Below are 16,542 nucleotides of genomic sequence, written 5' to 3' on the forward strand. Positions count from 1 at the left end.
GAATCTCGCTTCTATGGCGTGACCCGAACGGCGCTCTCAGCACGCCCACGGCATCAGAGTTGTCAGCTGGAAATAAATGCGCCAGGTGAGTAGCGCCCCGAGCCCGCAGACGACAAGGATGATGCCAAGGACGAATCGGTGAAGTGTAATCCGGTTTTCCAGCTTGCGATAAAGAGGGAGGAACTCCGCGGCGACGACCGAGTAATCGCCCTTCAGCTTGGTCTTCTGTCGGGTCAGATCGTCGTCTATCGTCGACAGCGTCAGCAGCTGGTTGACGATGGCAAACGCCAGGAGGGCAACGAACAGCGTTGCACCGAGCGAGATGGCGAGGTTTGCCCAGAAATTCACGTCGCATTGAGTTGCGGGCTTGAGCTGCGTGGCGATGATCACACTCGCGACGGGAATGCCCATTATCTGGTTCTGGATGTCATGGAATGTCTTATGGATCTTACCGGTGTAGTCCGCGATGGCCTCTTCCGCCTTCCCCCGGATCTTGTCGTACGAGAACTCCGACGCGAACAGCCTATAGCTGTCCTCGCACTTTGTGACGAAGTCCCGAAAGTGTCGAAGAAGGTACCTGAAGCGCTCGCCTTCGGGATGGGTGCGACACGTCTCGATGAGCGTGGTAGCAACGATCGCAGCCTTCTGGTCCTTGTGCACCTTCTGCATGACGAAGTTCTCGAACTCGTCGACCAGTATGGAGTTTACGGAGACAAGGTCCGATGACCTGAAGTCTACACGGACCATCAGCCGGATCGAGCCGAGGAACAGCATCTCCGCCTGGTACGGGTCGAGAAACGCAGCCGCCTCTTTTAAGGTGCGGACCAGGCGCAATGCGTTCCGGTAGCGCGCGACGGCGTCGGGAACGACGGTATCGTTGTAGGCGAACCTCTCCTCGATCAGGTAATAGCGCTCCGGCTCGGCTATGCGGTTGCGACGGTTCTCGAGCAGCCGGTCGAGGGTGAGCGCGAGGAAGCCAAGTCCTGTGCGTGGAGCGCCGATTTCGACGCTAACTGTCGCGCCTATGACGACCGCCGACGCTGAGTCGACCGTGAATGCCGCGTCGTCGAAAGCCTTCTCATCGCTTTCAATCTGCTTCAGCGTTTCCACAATGCTGTAATCGCGGACCGTCAACTTTCCCGCGGAGCCATCTTTCGAGAACTCCGTGTTGCGGTAGAGTGCTATCAGCTGGTCGAACGTGATCATGAGGCTACGCTACTCCTGATCGTGTTCCAGTCTTTCGATCAGGTCGGGAGGGAGTTCGGTGAAGGTCAGGGTCTTCTTGTCGTCGTTATAGACGATCTTGCCGTCGGTAAGGGCTTGCCGATTGAATTCGACCGACCAGAGCCGCGTCTTCGCGGAGAACTTCACCATCGGCGACAGCGCTCGCTTCTTCGGAACGAAGCCGTCGCCAAGTCCGACATCCGGATCTCCGAGCGATTTGGCGAGTTCTTTCGGGTTCTCTGGAAAGAGCTCGTTGGAGAATGTCTCGAGATCCAAAGGCTCGTTGTCCCGGATGTATCGCTGGCAGATGTCGTACGCCTTCTGCAGGAAAGCTTGCTTGTCCTTCACGAAGCCCTTCGCCGGCTCGGCGAAACCGTTCAGCACGCGCACCAGTGTCCTGGTATCCTCGAGGTCCTGAACGGTGCTGTCGCAACCGAGGAACTCCTTGAAGTACTCGGCGACGTTCCCCTTGCCCTTTAGGAAGCCGATGTAACGGTCCGCCGAGTTAGTCCATGCCGTCATGTTGATCCGGCCGGCGAAGCGGAAGCCGTCGAGGTCGAGGTGTTCGACTGACGCGATGTCAAAGCTTTTGGTGAGCGCCGCACCGAGCTTGTCGTTGATGATCGCCACTAGCAGAAACCGTTGCTCGTCCTTCTCGAGATGCGCGAAAAGGACGTGACCGCCCGTCGCCCCGGGCTTTCGGCGCGCCTGAACGGTCAGTGTCGTCATCAGCTTGGCCGTGAGCGTGGCGAAGTCCTTGAAGTCGCCCTTCCGGAACTCGTCAAGATAGGTCTGTGCCGGATAGTTGTCGGAGCTTGCCGCGAAGCGCCCGTGAGACTTCGAGGCGCGGCTCGCATACATGGCGTGCAGCTCGCCGACCACGCGCTCCACCGTTTCCGAGACCTTGAGGTGCGCGTTACCCGACACCGTTTCAAAACTCTCGGAATTCCTCTTCAGGTCGTGCACCGCGACCTGAATGACCTGCTCGACCATCGAATCCTCCCCCTCGTGATGGCAGTTATGCGAGACGTGAGGGCCCGAACGCAAGTGTTCGAAGGATTAGCAGACCGAATATCCACGCCATGCGTGTCGAAAGGCGGAACGTCTTTCGATCCGCTCATGGCCTACGATCGCAGCGCGGTTTGGATCTTCTTCCACTCAGGAATTTCATCGAAATGGTACTTACGCAGCCTCGTGAAAAGATCGAACGCGTGAAGGGTTCTTAGGATTAAGAGCGGGGCATTGAACGACGCCATTAGCACGCCCGAGAGAGTATCTTGCCGTTCAGCGAGCAACGCCTTGAGAACGACGATCTCGTTGCCGGGGTCTACGATCCAGGCTCCGGCATTGGCAACGAAGGTCACCGACACGGAGTCGGCAGCCGGGTGACCGATCTCGCAAAGTTTCGCGTAGGAACGGCTTTATGCCGGGAATCTTCATTCCATCCACGTGGTCGACGTACTGGAAGGTCTGCATCGCCTTGCGACTGCCGGTGTCTTTTCGGTCTTCAGCACCTTCCGGGCATGCGTGAAGTGTATCAGCGTGTCTTCCAACTCCTTAGCGGACAGCATGGGCTCCCCAGCCTGACCCGAAATCTCGGCTCGTATCGCATCCTTGTTGTAGGCGAGCGTCCGGGCCACTGGTCCCAGGCTGTGGTTTATATCGCCTGCGGATTCGATCAGGCTTCTACACGCCGACGCGCAGCCATATAGACTTCCCGCCTCATGTTCGCGGACCGCCACCTTGATCCACCTGGACGTACGGAACACCGATGCGACCGAAGCCATATGCGCCCGGTACAGCATCTCCGTCCAATAGATGTGCCCCATGTACGCCCGCCCGATCGATTCGTCGCGAGCCCTGTATTCGAAATCCGACAAGTCCTTGAAAGTGTACCTGTCTCTCATCAGATCAGGCGCAATGTCGTTGACGATGCGGCCGTAGAGTTCGGAATTCTTCCGAACACTGCGGACTTTTCTTAATGTCCAGATCGAGAGCTGGTGTCGAGGGCGAAACTTGGACCATGCAGCGATCGTCTTTCAAACACATCCTAACAGAGAAGCCGGACGCCATGCGAAGCACGTCGGTGACCGGCTGCTTTCGTATCTTCATTCGCCAAGACCCGACCGCCTACTGTCGGCCCAAACGGGACGTCTGAGTAGTGGCTCGCTGATCGCCACTCCTGGCGCAAAGCTGCCAATCGTTGTGCGGCGCCCTCGTCGACTTCGATCGACGAGCCGAAATTGCCTTGCTCCATCTAAAGTTTGAGCGATGAGTTAAAACCGATATGATTAGAAATATCGGTTTCAGCACCAAAGAGTGGCAACTCTGCGACGGCGGTTTTTCGACGGTCCTCGGGATAACGGCTCCGATTTCGACACTGAGGGAGGGTGCGCAAGAGGGCCAGCGGGATGTCGCAGGTGGTTAGCCCCGGTCGTGCACAATGCAATGTAGCCGTCCACCGACTTGCCCCACGAGTCCGCTTAGAAACGCTCTCCTCCCGTGATCCACAGTCCACACGTTGCTACCAGTTTACGCCGCACGAGCTAGTCAGGCCGCTTCCGCTTAACGAGGCTCTTCTTATTTTAGCCCAACACGATCTGCTCGCAGCGAAATGGCAACTAGGATGCGGCTTTGTGCTTCGACACCAACCCGCCCGGAGTATCAGGACCGAGGCAGCGTCCATGAAGAGTGACGCAATCTCGTATCCCCCACGAGGGCTATCTCGTGAGGAAGCAGCTCGTTACATCGGTGTCGGATCGACGCTTTTTGACGAGATGGTTGCCGATGGGCGTATGCCAAAGCCCAAGCGCATCAATAGCCGCGCTGTCTGGGATCGTGTAGCCTTGGATATCGCTTTCACCTCGTTGCCGGACAAAGACAGCGGCCTTCAAGAGCTGTTGGAACGAAGCAAACGGGGCGTGGAAAAAAGATAGCAACTACGCTCGTTGCGTATACGCTGCAGGCGTAGTACGATGATAGCCCGTGCGGAAGGCATGATGTGAACGAGAATGAGAAACTTGCGCAAGACGTGAAAGCATGGCGGGCAAAGGAAGGGTTTACTGCCGAAGCCGCGGCCAAGGTACTGGGAATACCGAGGCGCACCTTTGAAGGCATAGAGCAAGGAAGAGGGTTTCGTTACCCGGTGCTCCTGCGCGTTGCCATCAAAAGCAAAACCCTTTCGCTACGGGCGAGTCTGAAAGGGTCCCCCGGACTGAAAGGAGCATTTGATGGCTCGGCCATTTAAGGATGCCCGTTACCCTGGGGTATCTTCGCGCCTCAAGAACGGCAAGCTAATCTATCGCTACCGCGCAAAGGGCATGCCTGAAATCCGCCTTCCCGGTAAGCCCGGCGATCCCGAGTTCGAGGCGGCTTACGAGAAGGCCACGCAGGGTCAAGGCAAGAAGGCAGTTATCGTCGATTTGCCCGGTCGGGCACTGCCAAAAACCTTTGGTCATGCCGCGCGCCGGCTTGAAACGACAATGGAGTGGTTGGGCTTTGATGAAGCCACGCAGCAGAAGAATGCGCGACTGATTGAGCGTTTTCTCAACCTGCCGGTCGATCCCAACTACCCACTCACCTGGCGCAATACTCCTGTTGAACATCTCGACGCGGATCGGCTTCGCGCCATCATTGAAGGCATCTTCAGGACGAACCGCACAGTCGCCAAACACACGTTGGTCGCCATCAAGAAGCTTCTATGGGTCGCGACCGATGTCGAAAAATGGATCAAGCCGCAGGATGATCCGTCGCTATCTATCCGCGTGCGGGTGCCCAAATCGACCAAGAACCCAGCTTGGCCAATTGCGATGCGCGAAAAGTTCGAGGAGCGACACCCCATCGGTACAGCCGCGCGCACCTGCTATGCACTGGGGTTCTGGCTTGGAAATCGGCGCGGCGATATCGCTGCTCTTGAGTGGGACGATCTTTTAACCGAAGAGATCGAACTGTTCGACGGCTCGCTGGTGCTAATCGAGGCCTTTGATTTCCGCCAGAAGAAGAACCGCAACCGCCATGGCGGGCGGGAGATGTTCATTCCAGTCGTAGACAAACTAGCAACGGCCTTGGACCTGCTCGATCGCTCGAGAGGCGGCACGGTCTTAAAGAACGCCTATGGCAGGTCATTCTCGGAAAAGAGCCTGACCGGCATGATGCAGCACTGGACGCGGCAGGCGGGAATTCCAAGCGGCTACACGCTTCATGGCCTGCGCCGCACCTTCGGCACCTACCTCGCTGAATGCAACATCCAGGCGCGCGCCATCATGGAGGCGATGGGTCATTCCTCCATGACGGTAACAGATGAGTATGTGCGTGAGGCCAATAAGAAGCGGATCGCGGTTGATATTGCTCGTGCCATCAACGAGCGCGAGGCCAAACGCGACGCCATGAAGCGGCGGGCAAACCTCCGCATCGTCAGATAATCAAATCGAGTCGGAACAAACCGGGACCACGGTCCTGCTTTGGGCCCATAATGGGCCCAAAACGTTTTGGGCCGAGGGCACTTTTTGTGAATAAAAACAATGGTTATGGTGGGCCCGGAGGGACTCGAACCCCCAACCAAGCGGTTATGAGCCGCCGGCTCTAACCATTGAGCTACAGGCCCCACGCGGGCTGGCTTAGTGTTTTTCGCCGCCCGGCACAAGGCTTTCGAAAGCGCTGGCGGCAAATGCCAAAATCAGCTCATATTCGCTCCGTACAGCGGTGTGCGCGCCCATCAGGCGCGTGAACTGGTCCGGACTGCCCGCAACGCCGGGAATCGATGCCTTTTTCGAGTCTGGGCAGAGGTGATACCGGATCGCAGATTTCGAGGAGTTTTCATGACCAAGTATCTTTTGCCTGTCGCGCTCGCTGCCGCGATCGCGTTTCCGGCGCTGGCAAGCGCCGCCGACACCCAGCCGCCTCCGCGCATTGTCGTCTCGGGCGAAGGCGAAGCGACTGTCGCGCCGGACATGGCGATCCTGACGCTCAGCGTCATGCGTGAGGCAAAGACCGCGCGCGCCGCGCTTGATGCCAACAATGATGCCATGGCGGCCGTGATCGCGGCGATGAAATCGGCCGGAATTGCCGATCGCGACCTGCAGACAGCCGGCATCCAGATCAATCCGCGCTACAATTACACCAACAAGGCGGACGGCAGCCAGGAAGCCGAACTCGTTGCCTACCAGGTGACGAACACACTGTCGGTGCGCGTGCGCAACGTCGACAAGACCGGCGACATCCTGGACAAGGCGGTGTCGCTCGGGGTCAACCAGGGCGGCAGCATCGCCTTCACCAATGATGATCCGAAGGCCACGATCACCGAGGCGCGCAAGAAGGCGGTTGCCGACGCGCTCGCCAAGGCCAAGACGCTCGCCGCGGCCGCCGGCGTCAACCTTGGCAAGGTGATCGAGATCACCGACCAGAACGTCGCGCCGGCGCCGATGCCGTTGAACGCCAAGGCTTTCGATGCCGCCCGCGCCGCCGTGCCGGTGCAGGCCGGCGAGAATTCCTACACCGTCCAGGTGACCGTCACGTTCGAGCTGAAATAGCTTGCCCGCCGCTTTGGTAATCCGACAAAAACAAAACCCCGGAGGACCGATCCTCCGGGGTTTATCTGAGCCACGCTTCAGCACTGGCCGAAGGGGCTCCACTACTCACAGGTGACGTCGGCGAGAGTCATCCTGCTTCCGACCTCGCAGAAGGTCAGCTGGTCCTGCAGAGGATCATGCCCAACCTGTCCTCGCAGGCTCCAGAAAAGCCTCAGCGATAGATGATCGGGCAGCCACGCTCGTTGGCGAAGACCACCACCACGCGGTCGCCATACTGACGGCCGGCCACCTTCACCGTTCGCCGGCTGATGTCGACGATGCGGACGCGGTGCAGGCCCATACGCTCGGCCTTGTCGAGCGCGCGGTCCGGCGAACAGCCGCGGCGGCGCCAGTCGCGATCGCGGCGGTAATAGCCATCATCGCCGGTGTAGACGCCGAAGCGCGGATCGTGATTGTTGCCGAAGCCGAGATAGAGGCTGTCCGCATGCGCCGCCGGGATGGCGCCGAGCGTGCAAAGCCCGACAAGGGCCGAAAGGGCTGCCGTCTTGATCTGGTTGAACATTGTCTCTCTCCTTGTTGTGGGCCTCGCGCCCTTGAACGGATGATTGGCGAACCAATGATTACAAAATGCCTTTTTGTGTCTGAACTTTGTGCGAACCGGCCGTTCATGTCCGGTTCATGTGGAAGAAAAGGCAAAACCCCTCACCCGAATGCACTTCCAAATCTGACGCGGGGAACGCGTCACCGCGGCCCCAGTTCCCTCGAGTTTCAAGATGCGAAGCCGCCAGGCTTCGTCATCAAGATGCGAACCCGTCAGGGTTCGTCATCGTCATCAAGATGCTGACCCGTCAGGGTTCCTCATCAAGATGCGGGATCCGTCAAGGTTCGTCATCAAGCACATAATCAAAATAGTCGTCCGGCTCGGCGAGATCCGTTTCCTTGGCCTTCACCCGGCCGCGGATCGAAATCCCGGCCTCATGCACGGTCTCGGCGCTCCCCGAAACCAGCTTGTGCCACCAATAGAGGTCGTGTCCCTCGGCGACGAGCCGGTAGGCGCAGGTCTTGGGCAGCCAGGTGATGGTGCGCACATTCTGCGGTGTGAGGCCGACGCAATCGGGCACGCGCGCCAACCGGTTGGCATAATCCGAGCACAGGCATTTTTCGGCGTCGAACAGCCGGCAGCCGACGCTCGTCCAATAGATTTCGCCAGTATCCTCGTCCTCGAGCTTGGACAGGCAGCATTTGCCGCAGCCGTCACAAAGTGATTCCCATTCGTCCGGGGTCATGGCCTCGAGAGTCTTGGTTTTCCAAAATGGCGCATTCATGCCGCTGGATTTGGCCCTCCGGGACCTCTCGGTCAAGCACTGCTGTCACAGGACCCATTATCAACATTAGAAAAACACGAAATTGCCTTCAAAAGGCCGGCCGGGCATCCTTGGCTGACAACAATGCCCGGCGGAACCAATTGATGCTGTTGAAAGTTTGGGCAGGGATGGGACCCCAGTAGGAGAAAATCGATATGAAACGCCAACCACGGATTCTGGCAGGTACGGCAATCGGCCTGCTAATGGCATCCGCGCCGTTGGGCGCGTATCCGCTGCAGGCCGATCTCGGCCCTTCGCGGGGGACGCCGTTTATCCTAGCGCAGTCGAACTGCGCCGAAGGCCAATCGGCTGAGGAATGTGCGCAAGGCCAGCAGGGGCAAGCCGAGCAGCCGAGGAAAAAGAAGCGCGAGCAGCAGACGGAGTCGGCGCCGGCCGAACAGTCCGCCGAGCCAGAGCAGAAGCCGCGCCGGAAGCGGCAGGACCAGCAGCAGTCCGGCCAGGCGGAAGAGGCGGCCCCGGCGGAGCAGCAGCTCAAACCGCGCAAGAAACGCGATCAACAGCAGCAGATCGAGGCAGCCCCTGCCGATCAGGGCGGACAGGCTGCGACCGACGAGCAGCAACCGCGCAAGAAGAAGCGCCAGCAGCAGACCGAAACCGCTCCGGCCGAGCAGCCGGCCGAACAGGCCGCGCCGGCGAGCGACGAACAGCAGCCGCGCAGGAAGAAGCGCCAGCAGCAGCAAACCGAAACCGCACCGGCCGAGCAGCCTGCCGAACAGGCGGCGCCCGCCAACGACAACACGCCGCAGGACAAGCTGCGCAGGAAGAAGCGGGATCAGCAGCAAACCGAGACCGCACCGGCCGAGCAGGCGCCGAAGACCGAAGCCCCTGCCGGCGAGGCACAGCAGGCCGAGCCCCAGCAAGACAATCAGCAAGCAGCACCGGCCGAAGGCGAACAGCCTCTGGACAAGACCAAGCGTAGAAAGACGGTCGGCGAGCAGCCCGGCACCGGTCAGGCGGTGACGGGAGAGCAACCTTCGACCAAGCAGCCCTCCAGCGAAGGCCAGGCAACCACCCAGCCCGCTACCGGTGAGCAGCCGGCTGAAGGCGGCGCGAACGCCGGCGCTGCCGCACAGGGCGAGACCCCTGCCAACGCGAACGAGGCTCCCATCCTCGACAGCCAGAAGGATGTCGTTCGCAAGCGCAAGGGCCGCCAGCCGGCCGGCCAGAACGAGAATGGCCAGGCCGGTGTCGAGCAAGGCGGCAACCAGGCTGGACAGCAGGGCGGCAATCAGGCCGAGCAGCGGCCTGCCGCGGTCGATCAGGGGCCGCCGCCCACCGACGACAAGGCGGCCCAGCAGGCGATCAAGCCTGAGAAGCTTGTTCCGGTCACCGAGGAAAAGGGCAAGCGGATCGAACTTACGCCCGAGCAGGTGGTCCGTGAGCGCCGCCGGCCCCAGGGCGCGGATGTGGTGAAGCAGTTCGGCGACCGCGTGATCCTCCAGTTCAACAACCAGACTTTCGTGGAAAGCAACGAGGCTCCTCGCATCACCCGTGGCGCCAGGGACGTCTATTACGAGGATCTGCCGCGCGGCCGCACCCGCGAGACCGTGGAGCGCGAGAATGGCGTCAAGATCGTCACCATCCGCAACCGCAATGGCGACATCGTCCAGCGTTCGCGCATCACGCCTGACGGGCGCGAATATGTCCTGAGCTATGTCGACGAGCGCTATTACCAGGATGTCGACGACTGGCGCGATCCAGGCGACGACCTGCCGCCGATGCGTCTCGACATATCGCGTCGGGACTACATCCTGGATTCGGAAGAAGTCGAGGATCCGGACGAGTATTATACCTTCCTCGAGCAGCCGCCGGTGGAGAGGGTGCAGCGTCTCTACTCGATCGACGAGGTCAAGCGCTCGGCCCGCGTGCGCGACATCGCCCGTCGTATCGACCTCGACACGCTCAACTTCGATTTCGGCTCGGCGACTCTTTCCGACACCGAAGTGCAGAAGCTCGAAGGCGTGGCTACCGCCATGGACAAACTTCTCAAGAAGAACCCGGCCGAGACCTTCCTGATCGAGGGCCACACCGACGCCGTCGGTACGCCTGACGCGAACCTCGCACTGTCGGATCGGCGTGCCGAGGCGGTCGCCGAGGCGTTGACCAACGCTTTCGGCGTCCCGGCCGAGAACCTCACGACACAGGGCTATGGCGAGGAATATCTCAAGGTGAATACGTCTAGCCCGAACCGCGAGAACCGTCGTGTCGCCATCCGCCGCATCACCTCGCTGGTGGCGCCTGTGGCGAGCAACGAGCAATGACTTCAAGATCCTGAGCCGATTTTCGGAAGCAGCGCGACAAGAAAGGGCCCGTCCGGATCCGGACGGGCCCTTTCTCTTGAAATTCAAGAAGAATTGTCCCGCTCATCCCGCCGTGCTCATTGAATCGCCGCATTGCGGCACCCAGATTCCAGTCAGGGCGTTCCCTGCCCTGTCCCGACTCCAGCGGGACACATGAGCCCCGCCGGCGCCCCTCTCCGGCGGGGCTTCTACCTTGAAAAATAAGCCCACCTGCCGGAAATACGGCCGAACCCCAGAGAGCAATTCCAGGAAAATGCGCAGCGTCCGGAATTGCGTAGATCAGAGCGAAACCGCCCCGGAACATCTCAGGAAGCGTCTCGAACTCGCGTCTAATTCCGGCGAAAGGCAGGAAGGGCGCGGCGGAATGAGGCGGCCGCGGGCTGTCAATAGATCCTTCTGACCTTCGTCGGCGAGTTGGCGAACACCTCGTCCGGCACGAAAAAATCGCCGGCAAGCTGATCCGCCGCGCCTGGCGCATAGACCGAAAAGTCCGTGACGCCCTCGGCCCGCAGCACCTCTTCGTCGATGTAGAAATTGCCGGTCGCCTCGCGCGCCGGCCGCAGGAAGATCGCGCGCGCGGCATCGGCCACGATGTCTGGCGGGCGGCTCATCGCAGCCACCGTGGCGCCACCCAGGAGATTGCGCACGGCGGCCGTGTCGATGGTCGAGATCGGCCACAAGGAATTCACGGCGATGCCGTCTTTGGCGAACTCGGCGCTCATGCCGAGCGTGCACATCGACATACCGAACTTGGCCATCGTGTAGGCGACGTGGTTCTTGAACCACTTGGCCTTCATGTCGAGCGGCGGCGCCAGATTCAGGATGTGAGGATTGTTTGCCAACTTCAGGTGTGGAATGCACATTTTGGACACCAGGAACGTGCCGCGCGTGTTGATCTGGTGCATCAGATCGTAGCGCTTCATGTCGGTCTCCAGCGTGCCGGTAAGCTGGATGGCGCTGGCATTGTTGACGCAGATGTCGATGCCGCCGAACCGCTCGACGGTCTTTGCCACCGCCTCGCCGACCTGAGCCTCGTCGCGGATGTCGCAAAGCACCGGCAGCGCCTTGCCGCCGGCCTGCTCGATCTCTTCGGCCGCGCTGTAGATCGTGCCCGGCAGCTTCGGATGCGGCTCGGCGGTTTTGGCTGCAATCGTTATATTGGCGCCGTCGCGCGCCGCGCGCAGCGCGATCGCCAACCCAATCCCGCGCGATCCGCCCGAGATGAATAGCGTCTTTCCCTTGAGCGACATGTCTCGGCTCCCTCTGCAACAGTGAGGCAACTTGCGCGGCGGGCAGCCGTGGCGCAAGGCCCAACGCACCGGTCGGAGGTTACGCAGCGTCGTGCTGAAAGGGTCTAGACCAGCACCAGCCCTTGCCGCATCGCGATGGCGATCGCATCGGTGCGGTTGGCGGCGCCGAGCTTGATCAGGATCGCGGCGACGTGGAATTTCGCCGTGTGGACGGAGATGTTGAGCCGCCGGGCGATTACCTTGTTGGGCGCGCCTTCCGCCAGCAGCGCCAGCACTTCAGCTTCGCGCGGCGACAACGCCGCGCGGGGCTGGTTGTCGTCGGGCGTCTCGTCCTCGGACACCCCCGCGTGGAACTCGCCATGTGCACCAAGATCTGACGGTCCTGCGCGGCTGATGCGATAGCCGGACGCCGCCAAGCGCAAGGCGGCGGCAATCAGCAGGCCGTCGGCGGACCCCGGCAGCATCGCAAACACATTGCCGCCCGGCCTTTCATGGCCGGCGCGGCGCGAGAGCAGCACACATGGCGTTGCCGGGCTCACGGCCCGGCTTTCCGAAGCAGCCTCATCGACCAAGGCGACATCCGCCGTTTGACCCATGCCGCTCCCGGCGAGGATCGGCAGCAGGTCCTCGCTCGCCGCAAGCGCATCGACCAGTTGCTCGGCGCGGGCCGCGTCGCCGAGCGCGATCAGCACCGTCAGCCGGGTGCTTGCCGGTTCCGGTCGAGCAATCGTTTGTATCGCGCTGCTTGCCATCGGCCTCTCAGCTCAACGGCTTTTCGCCGATGGTGATCGAAACATCGCGCTCAGCGCCGCCACTCAAGATACCGAGCGTCACGGTGGTGCCGGCGCTGTCCGGCCCGAGCTTGCGGATCAGCTCGCGCGGCCCATGCACGGCCTCGCCATTCCAGGTGACGATGATGTCGCCGACATGCAGGCCGGCGGCTTTCGCCGGGCCGCTGTCGTCGAGGCTCATCACCATGGCGCCGTGGGTGGCGCTGTTGCGGATCGGGTGCAGCCCGGCACCGAGATAGCCGCGCGCGACATGTCCCTTCTCGCGCAGCGTCGCAACCGCCCGCTCGATCGTCTCGTAAGGCATGACCAGCGCCCGCCGGCGCGGCCCGAACAAGAGCATGCCGATCAGGCCGCCCTTGGCATCGAGCACCGGACCGCCCTCGAAGCGGCCGCCGGCGTTGATGGCCAGATTGATGCGCCGTTCGATCGCGCCGCCGCGCATCGAGCGCCAGGCGGGCCCGACCTCGCCGACCGTGCCAAAGACCGCAAGTGCTGCCCCTTCGCTATTGCCGACGGCGATCGCCACGTTGCCGGGGCGCACGGCAGCGGCCTCAGCCAGTTGCGGCAGACCGGCGGCGGAAGCCGGCTTCAGCAGGGCAACGCCCGTCGAAGGATCTCGGCCGGCAAGCTCGGCCTTCACAGTTTCGCCCGAGGCCAGCGTCAGTTCGATCTCCTCTCCGGCTTCGACCGCTTCCTCCGCGGTAACAAAGAAGCCGTCGCGCCAGTGGAAGGCGCTCGCGGTGCGGTGGTGATGCGTAGCGAAGCTTGCCAGCGCCGGCGCGGCGGCCGCCGCGACATCGGCAACGGCATCGGAAAAGGCACTAAGGTTGAAGTTGCTCATATCGATGGTCTCCTGGGTTCTGTGACCCAGATATCGCTCCATGGCCCCGCCGCGAATACTCGCCTGACGGCTAGTCGAGTGCCTGACTGGCCATGTGGTCAGGTCGCGGCAATTGCTGCCGCTCCGCACATATAGGCATCGTTTGCGCCAGATCACACGGGAGCCCCACCCATGGCCTTCGCCGTCGAAAAACTCCAATCCGATGACGCCTTGCTCGACGCCTACTCGGCGACGGTCGCTGACGCCGTCGATCGAATCGGACCGGCCGTGTGCCGCATCGAGCGCATTGGTGCCGGCGGCCATGGCTCGGGCTTCGTGATCGCTCAGGACGGGCTGGTCGTCACCAATTTCCACGTCGTCGACGACGCCCGCGACGTTCGCGTCACGATGCCGGATGGCGCTTCGCGCGAGGGGCGCGTGCTTGGCCGCGATCCCGACACCGACATTGCGCTGGTTCGCGCCGACGGCAGCTTCGCCGACATCGCCCCGCTCGGCGATTCCAAGCGCCTCAGGCGCGGCCAGATCGCGATCGCCATCGGCAATCCGCTCGGCTTCGAATGGACCGTCACCGCCGGCGTCGTCTCGGCGCTCGGCCGCTCGATGCGCGCCTCGACCGGCAGGCTGATCGACGACGTCATTCAGACGGACGCCGCGCTCAACCCCGGCAATTCCGGCGGACCGCTGGTGTCGTCGGCTGGCGAAGTCGTCGGTGTCAACACCGCCATGATCCACGGCGCGCAAGGCATTGCCTTCGCGGTCGCCTCCAACATCGCCAATTTCGTCATTTCCGAGATCATCCGCTTCGGCCGCGTGCGCCGCGCCTTCATCGGCGTCTCTGCCGATACGACCAACCTGCCGCGCCGTGCCGCACTTCTCTCGCAGGTCACGACCCACACGGCCGTGCGCCTGCGCAGTGTCGAGAAGAACGGCCCCGCCGCGAGGGCTGGCCTGAAGGAAGGCGACATCATCGCCGCTCTCGACGGCCGACCGGTCACCGGCGTCGATGATCTCGTGCGCATGCTCGACGCCGACCGCATCGGTCGCGAGACGCTCTGCACCGTCGTGCGCCGCACCGGCGTCAGCCAGGTCGCCGTGACGCCGGTGGCGCGGACGAACTGAGACCCGCTGTCCGGCCTAGCTCCCGGCCGCACCTTTGGCGTATTGCGCCAGGAATTCTTCGCTCGGCGCGATAGGCTTGATCACGTCGATCAGCACGCCGTTGGGGTCCTTGGTGATGAAATGGCGCTGGCCGAAGGGCTCGTCGCGCAAGGTGCGCAGGATCGGCAGGCCTGCGGCCACGATGCGCTCATAGACGGCGTCGGGATCGCGGACCTCGAAATTGATCAGCAGGCCGGACGTGCGTCCCCGGCCTCCTCAGGGATCGTCTCATGGTCCCCGTCGACGATGCCGAGATTGACGCGGCGATCCTCGGCCGACTGCAGATGGACGTACCAGTCGCTGTCGAACAGCGCCTTGAAGCGGAAATGCTCGACATAAAAGGCCGCCGTGGCGGCGACGTCGCCGGTCATCAGCACCGGATAATAGCTGGTCGTCTTCATCTTTCTTTCTCCTGCCATCCAACATACAGTCTGTATGTAAGTGCAATTAACATACAGGCTGTATGTATGCAACCAGAGTCTGGACGCCGCTCCAACCGCGACCGCACCGAGGCAACGCGCGCCGATCTGATCCGCGCGGCGCGAAAATTGTTCACGGAAAAATCCTATGCGGAGACGGGCACGCCGGAGATCGTGGCCGCCGCCGGCGTGACGCGTGGGGCGCTCTATCATCATTTTGCCGACAAGCAGGCGTTGCTCGCCGCGGTCGTCGAACAGGAGGCAGCGACCGTCGCAGCGGAGATCGACCGCGCCTCGCCCGCCTCGCTCTCGGCCCGCGATGCCTTGATCTCCGGCTCCGACGCCTATCTCGCAGCGATGCGCGCGCCCGGCCGCACGCGGCTTTTGCTGCTCGATGGGCCGGCCGTGCTTGGCCGCGCGGCGATGGACGAGATCGACAACCGCCACGGCAACCGCTCGCTGCGCGAAGGCCTGATCGCAGCCATGCGCGCGCGCTCGATGGTCAAGCTGCCGGCCGAGGCGCTGGCCGCGGTGCTGGCCGCCGCCTTCGATCGCGCGGCTTTGGCCATCGAGGCCGGCGCATCGGCCGAGGAGTATCGCGCCGTGCTGATGGCGCTCATGGACGGCTTGTCTCCGGCTCCTCGTCCGTCCAAACGCCCGGCTCCAGCTCGTTGAAGCAGCCGAGCTGCCGCTTGAACTCGTCGATGAGCCACGACGCCGCCGGCTTGGGGCTCCGGTCGAAAGGGGACACCGCCATGTCCATACTGCTTGTTACCTCCAGCCCGCGCGGCGCCGCCTCGCACTCGACCCGCGTCGCCACCGATCTTGCTCAGAAGCTGGCCGCCGCCGATCCGTCCAACACACTTGTCGTGCGCGACTTGGTCGCCGATCCGCTGCCGCATATCGATCCCGACTACGCCACCGGCATCTATACCCCCGCCGAGGCGCGCAGCCCGCGTCAGGCCGAGGTGGTCGGCGTGTCCGACGCGGTGCTCGACGAGCTGTTCGCGGCCGACACGATTATCCTCGCCACCGGTTTCATCAACTTCAACATTTCCTCGACGTTGAAGTCGTGGATCGACCACGTCGCACGCTCGGGCAGGACCTTTGCTTATGGTGAGAATGGCCCGAAGGGCCTGGTCGCCGGCAAGAAGGTCTATATCGTGCTTGCTTCGGGCGGCATCTATTCCGAGGGTGCCGCGGTGCAGATGGATCACGCCATCCCCTACCTGCGCGGCGTGCTTGCCTTCCTGGGCATGACGGACGTCGAAGTGATCCGCGTCGAAGGCGTCGGCATGGGCGCCGACGCGGTCACCGCCGCGCTTGCCAAGGCCACCGCCAAGGTGGATGCGATCGCGGCCGCGGCTGCTAACGCGGACGGGATCGCCGTGGCCGCGTAATCATTGCCCTGAGAACGGAAAAACCCTGAGAATGAAAAGGCGGGCGCCGATCGGCGCCTGCCTTTTTTGCATGTTCGTCGAGCCGTGCCGATCTGGAACGACTGTTTCTTCCCGCTGGTGCTGATCACCTCCGGCAATTTGAGGAAACTGCCGCCGGGGCTGACGGTGTTCGTCGGCGAAATTCACCGCCGACTAGCTGTTCACCGGGCTGACACTGGCGGCGCTGCCGATTACCCTGTTCTATAT

The 16,542-nt window shown here is 62.2% G+C and carries 17 protein-coding genes, 1 tRNA gene and 2 pseudogenes; 8 read left to right on the plus strand and 12 right to left on the minus strand.

Translation table 11 applies throughout. The features are described 5' to 3' along the window. Positions 1–36: 36 nt before the first annotated feature. From EOA79_RS09405 to EOA79_RS09420, 4 genes are all read right to left on the minus strand, one after another. Positions 37–1,206, minus strand: coding sequence for a hypothetical protein (locus EOA79_RS09405; RefSeq protein ID WP_091595088.1), 1,170 nt, complete (start codon positions 1,204–1,206; stop codon positions 37–39). A 9-nt stretch (positions 1,207–1,215) separates the two neighbouring features. Beyond that, positions 1,216–2,217 (minus strand): nucleoid-associated protein, encoded by a 1,002-nt coding sequence (locus tag EOA79_RS09410; protein WP_091595086.1) that lies wholly within the window; start codon positions 2,215–2,217, stop codon positions 1,216–1,218. 131 nt (positions 2,218–2,348) lie between these two features. Next, positions 2,349–2,594, minus strand: coding sequence for a hypothetical protein (locus EOA79_RS09415; RefSeq protein WP_126034262.1), 246 nt, complete (start codon positions 2,592–2,594; stop codon positions 2,349–2,351). A gap of 66 nt (positions 2,595–2,660) precedes the next feature. Further along, positions 2,661–3,053 carry a hypothetical protein gene (locus tag EOA79_RS09420; RefSeq protein ID WP_126034263.1) on the minus strand — a complete coding sequence of 131 codons (393 nt, stop codon included), beginning with the start codon at positions 3,051–3,053 and terminating at the stop codon, positions 2,661–2,663. A gap of 855 nt (positions 3,054–3,908) precedes the next feature. On the opposite strand from EOA79_RS09420, the gene EOA79_RS09425 reads away from it, so the two are divergent. From EOA79_RS09425 to EOA79_RS09435, 3 genes are all read left to right on the plus strand, one after another. Further along, positions 3,909–4,160 carry a hypothetical protein gene (locus EOA79_RS09425; protein ID WP_091595315.1) on the plus strand — a complete coding sequence of 84 codons (252 nt, stop codon included), beginning with the start codon at positions 3,909–3,911 and terminating at the stop codon, positions 4,158–4,160. Between the two features lie 65 nt (positions 4,161–4,225). Then, on the plus strand, positions 4,226–4,471 hold the full coding sequence (locus EOA79_RS09430; RefSeq protein ID WP_236387255.1) for a helix-turn-helix domain-containing protein: 246 nt from the start codon (positions 4,226–4,228) through the stop codon (positions 4,469–4,471). Beyond that, positions 4,455–5,645, plus strand: coding sequence for a site-specific integrase (locus EOA79_RS09435; protein ID WP_091595079.1), 1,191 nt, complete (start codon positions 4,455–4,457; stop codon positions 5,643–5,645). The genes EOA79_RS09430 and EOA79_RS09435 overlap by 17 nt, the downstream gene beginning before the upstream one ends. Positions 5,646–5,751: 106 nt before the next feature. On the opposite strand, the gene EOA79_RS09440 is transcribed toward EOA79_RS09435, so the two are convergent. Beyond that, positions 5,752–5,827, minus strand: a tRNA-Ile gene (locus EOA79_RS09440). Between the two features lie 214 nt (positions 5,828–6,041). On the opposite strand from EOA79_RS09440, the gene EOA79_RS09445 reads away from it, so the two are divergent. Further along, positions 6,042–6,752, plus strand: coding sequence for an SIMPL domain-containing protein (locus tag EOA79_RS09445; protein WP_095823208.1), 711 nt, complete (start codon positions 6,042–6,044; stop codon positions 6,750–6,752). Positions 6,753–6,963: 211 nt separating this feature from the next. On the opposite strand, the gene EOA79_RS09450 is transcribed toward EOA79_RS09445, so the two are convergent. Then, a complete protein-coding gene (locus EOA79_RS09450) occupies positions 6,964–7,314 on the minus strand; it encodes a hypothetical protein (RefSeq protein WP_067326832.1) in 351 nt (116 codons plus the stop codon). A 316-nt stretch (positions 7,315–7,630) separates the two neighbouring features. Next, positions 7,631–8,077: a YcgN family cysteine cluster protein gene (locus EOA79_RS09455; RefSeq protein WP_067326829.1), complete on the minus strand. Its 447-nt coding sequence runs from the start codon at positions 8,075–8,077 to the stop codon at positions 7,631–7,633. A 194-nt stretch (positions 8,078–8,271) separates the two neighbouring features. Here EOA79_RS09455 and EOA79_RS09460 point away from each other — a divergent pair, with 194 nt between their 5' ends. After that, positions 8,272–10,398, plus strand: coding sequence for an OmpA family protein (locus EOA79_RS09460; RefSeq protein ID WP_128292976.1), 2,127 nt, complete (start codon positions 8,272–8,274; stop codon positions 10,396–10,398). A gap of 422 nt (positions 10,399–10,820) precedes the next feature. Here EOA79_RS09460 and EOA79_RS09465 read toward each other — a convergent pair whose 3' ends face one another. The 3 genes from EOA79_RS09465 to EOA79_RS09475 all read right to left on the minus strand — a co-directional run bounded on the left by EOA79_RS09465 (position 10,821) and on the right by EOA79_RS09475 (position 13,319). Next, complete coding sequence (locus tag EOA79_RS09465; protein WP_128292978.1) at positions 10,821–11,687, minus strand: NAD(P)-dependent oxidoreductase; 867 nt, start codon at positions 11,685–11,687, stop codon at positions 10,821–10,823. 104 nt (positions 11,688–11,791) lie between these two features. After that, a complete protein-coding gene (locus EOA79_RS09470) occupies positions 11,792–12,439 on the minus strand; it encodes a helix-turn-helix transcriptional regulator (RefSeq protein ID WP_095823211.1) in 648 nt (215 codons plus the stop codon). Between the two features lie 7 nt (positions 12,440–12,446). Further along, positions 12,447–13,319 (minus strand): S1C family serine protease, encoded by an 873-nt coding sequence (locus EOA79_RS09475; RefSeq protein ID WP_095823558.1) that lies wholly within the window; start codon positions 13,317–13,319, stop codon positions 12,447–12,449. Positions 13,320–13,490: 171 nt separating this feature from the next. On the opposite strand from EOA79_RS09475, the gene EOA79_RS09480 reads away from it, so the two are divergent. Further along, the gene (locus EOA79_RS09480; protein WP_095823212.1) at positions 13,491–14,438 is read left to right on the plus strand and encodes a trypsin-like peptidase domain-containing protein; all 948 of its coding nucleotides are present in this window, start codon (positions 13,491–13,493) and stop codon (positions 14,436–14,438) included. Positions 14,439–14,453: 15 nt separating this feature from the next. On the opposite strand, the pseudogene EOA79_RS09485 reads toward EOA79_RS09480, so the two are convergent. Then, positions 14,454–14,878 (minus strand): annotated as a pseudogene (locus EOA79_RS09485) (VOC family protein). Between the two features lie 66 nt (positions 14,879–14,944). Between EOA79_RS09485 and EOA79_RS09490 the strand changes: the two are divergent. Continuing rightward, entirely contained in the window at positions 14,945–15,571 is a 627-nt protein-coding gene (locus tag EOA79_RS09490; protein ID WP_127335059.1) for a TetR/AcrR family transcriptional regulator, read from the plus strand. Here the strand turns inward: EOA79_RS09490 and EOA79_RS33485 are convergent. Continuing rightward, a pseudogene (locus tag EOA79_RS33485) lies at positions 15,513–15,635 on the minus strand (LysR family transcriptional regulator); the annotation flags it as partial. The gene EOA79_RS09490 and the pseudogene EOA79_RS33485 sit on opposite strands and share 59 nt — an antisense overlap. Positions 15,636–15,651: 16 nt before the next feature. Here EOA79_RS33485 and EOA79_RS09500 point away from each other — a divergent pair. After that, positions 15,652–16,296 (plus strand): FMN-dependent NADH-azoreductase, encoded by a 645-nt coding sequence (locus tag EOA79_RS09500; protein WP_067326803.1) that lies wholly within the window; start codon positions 15,652–15,654, stop codon positions 16,294–16,296. The last annotated feature ends 246 nt before the right edge of the window (positions 16,297–16,542 follow it).

Origin of the sequence: Mesorhizobium sp. M1A.F.Ca.IN.020.03.2.1 (genome assembly GCF_004023205.1) — a bacterium.
Lineage (GTDB): Bacteria > Pseudomonadota > Alphaproteobacteria > Rhizobiales > Rhizobiaceae > Mesorhizobium.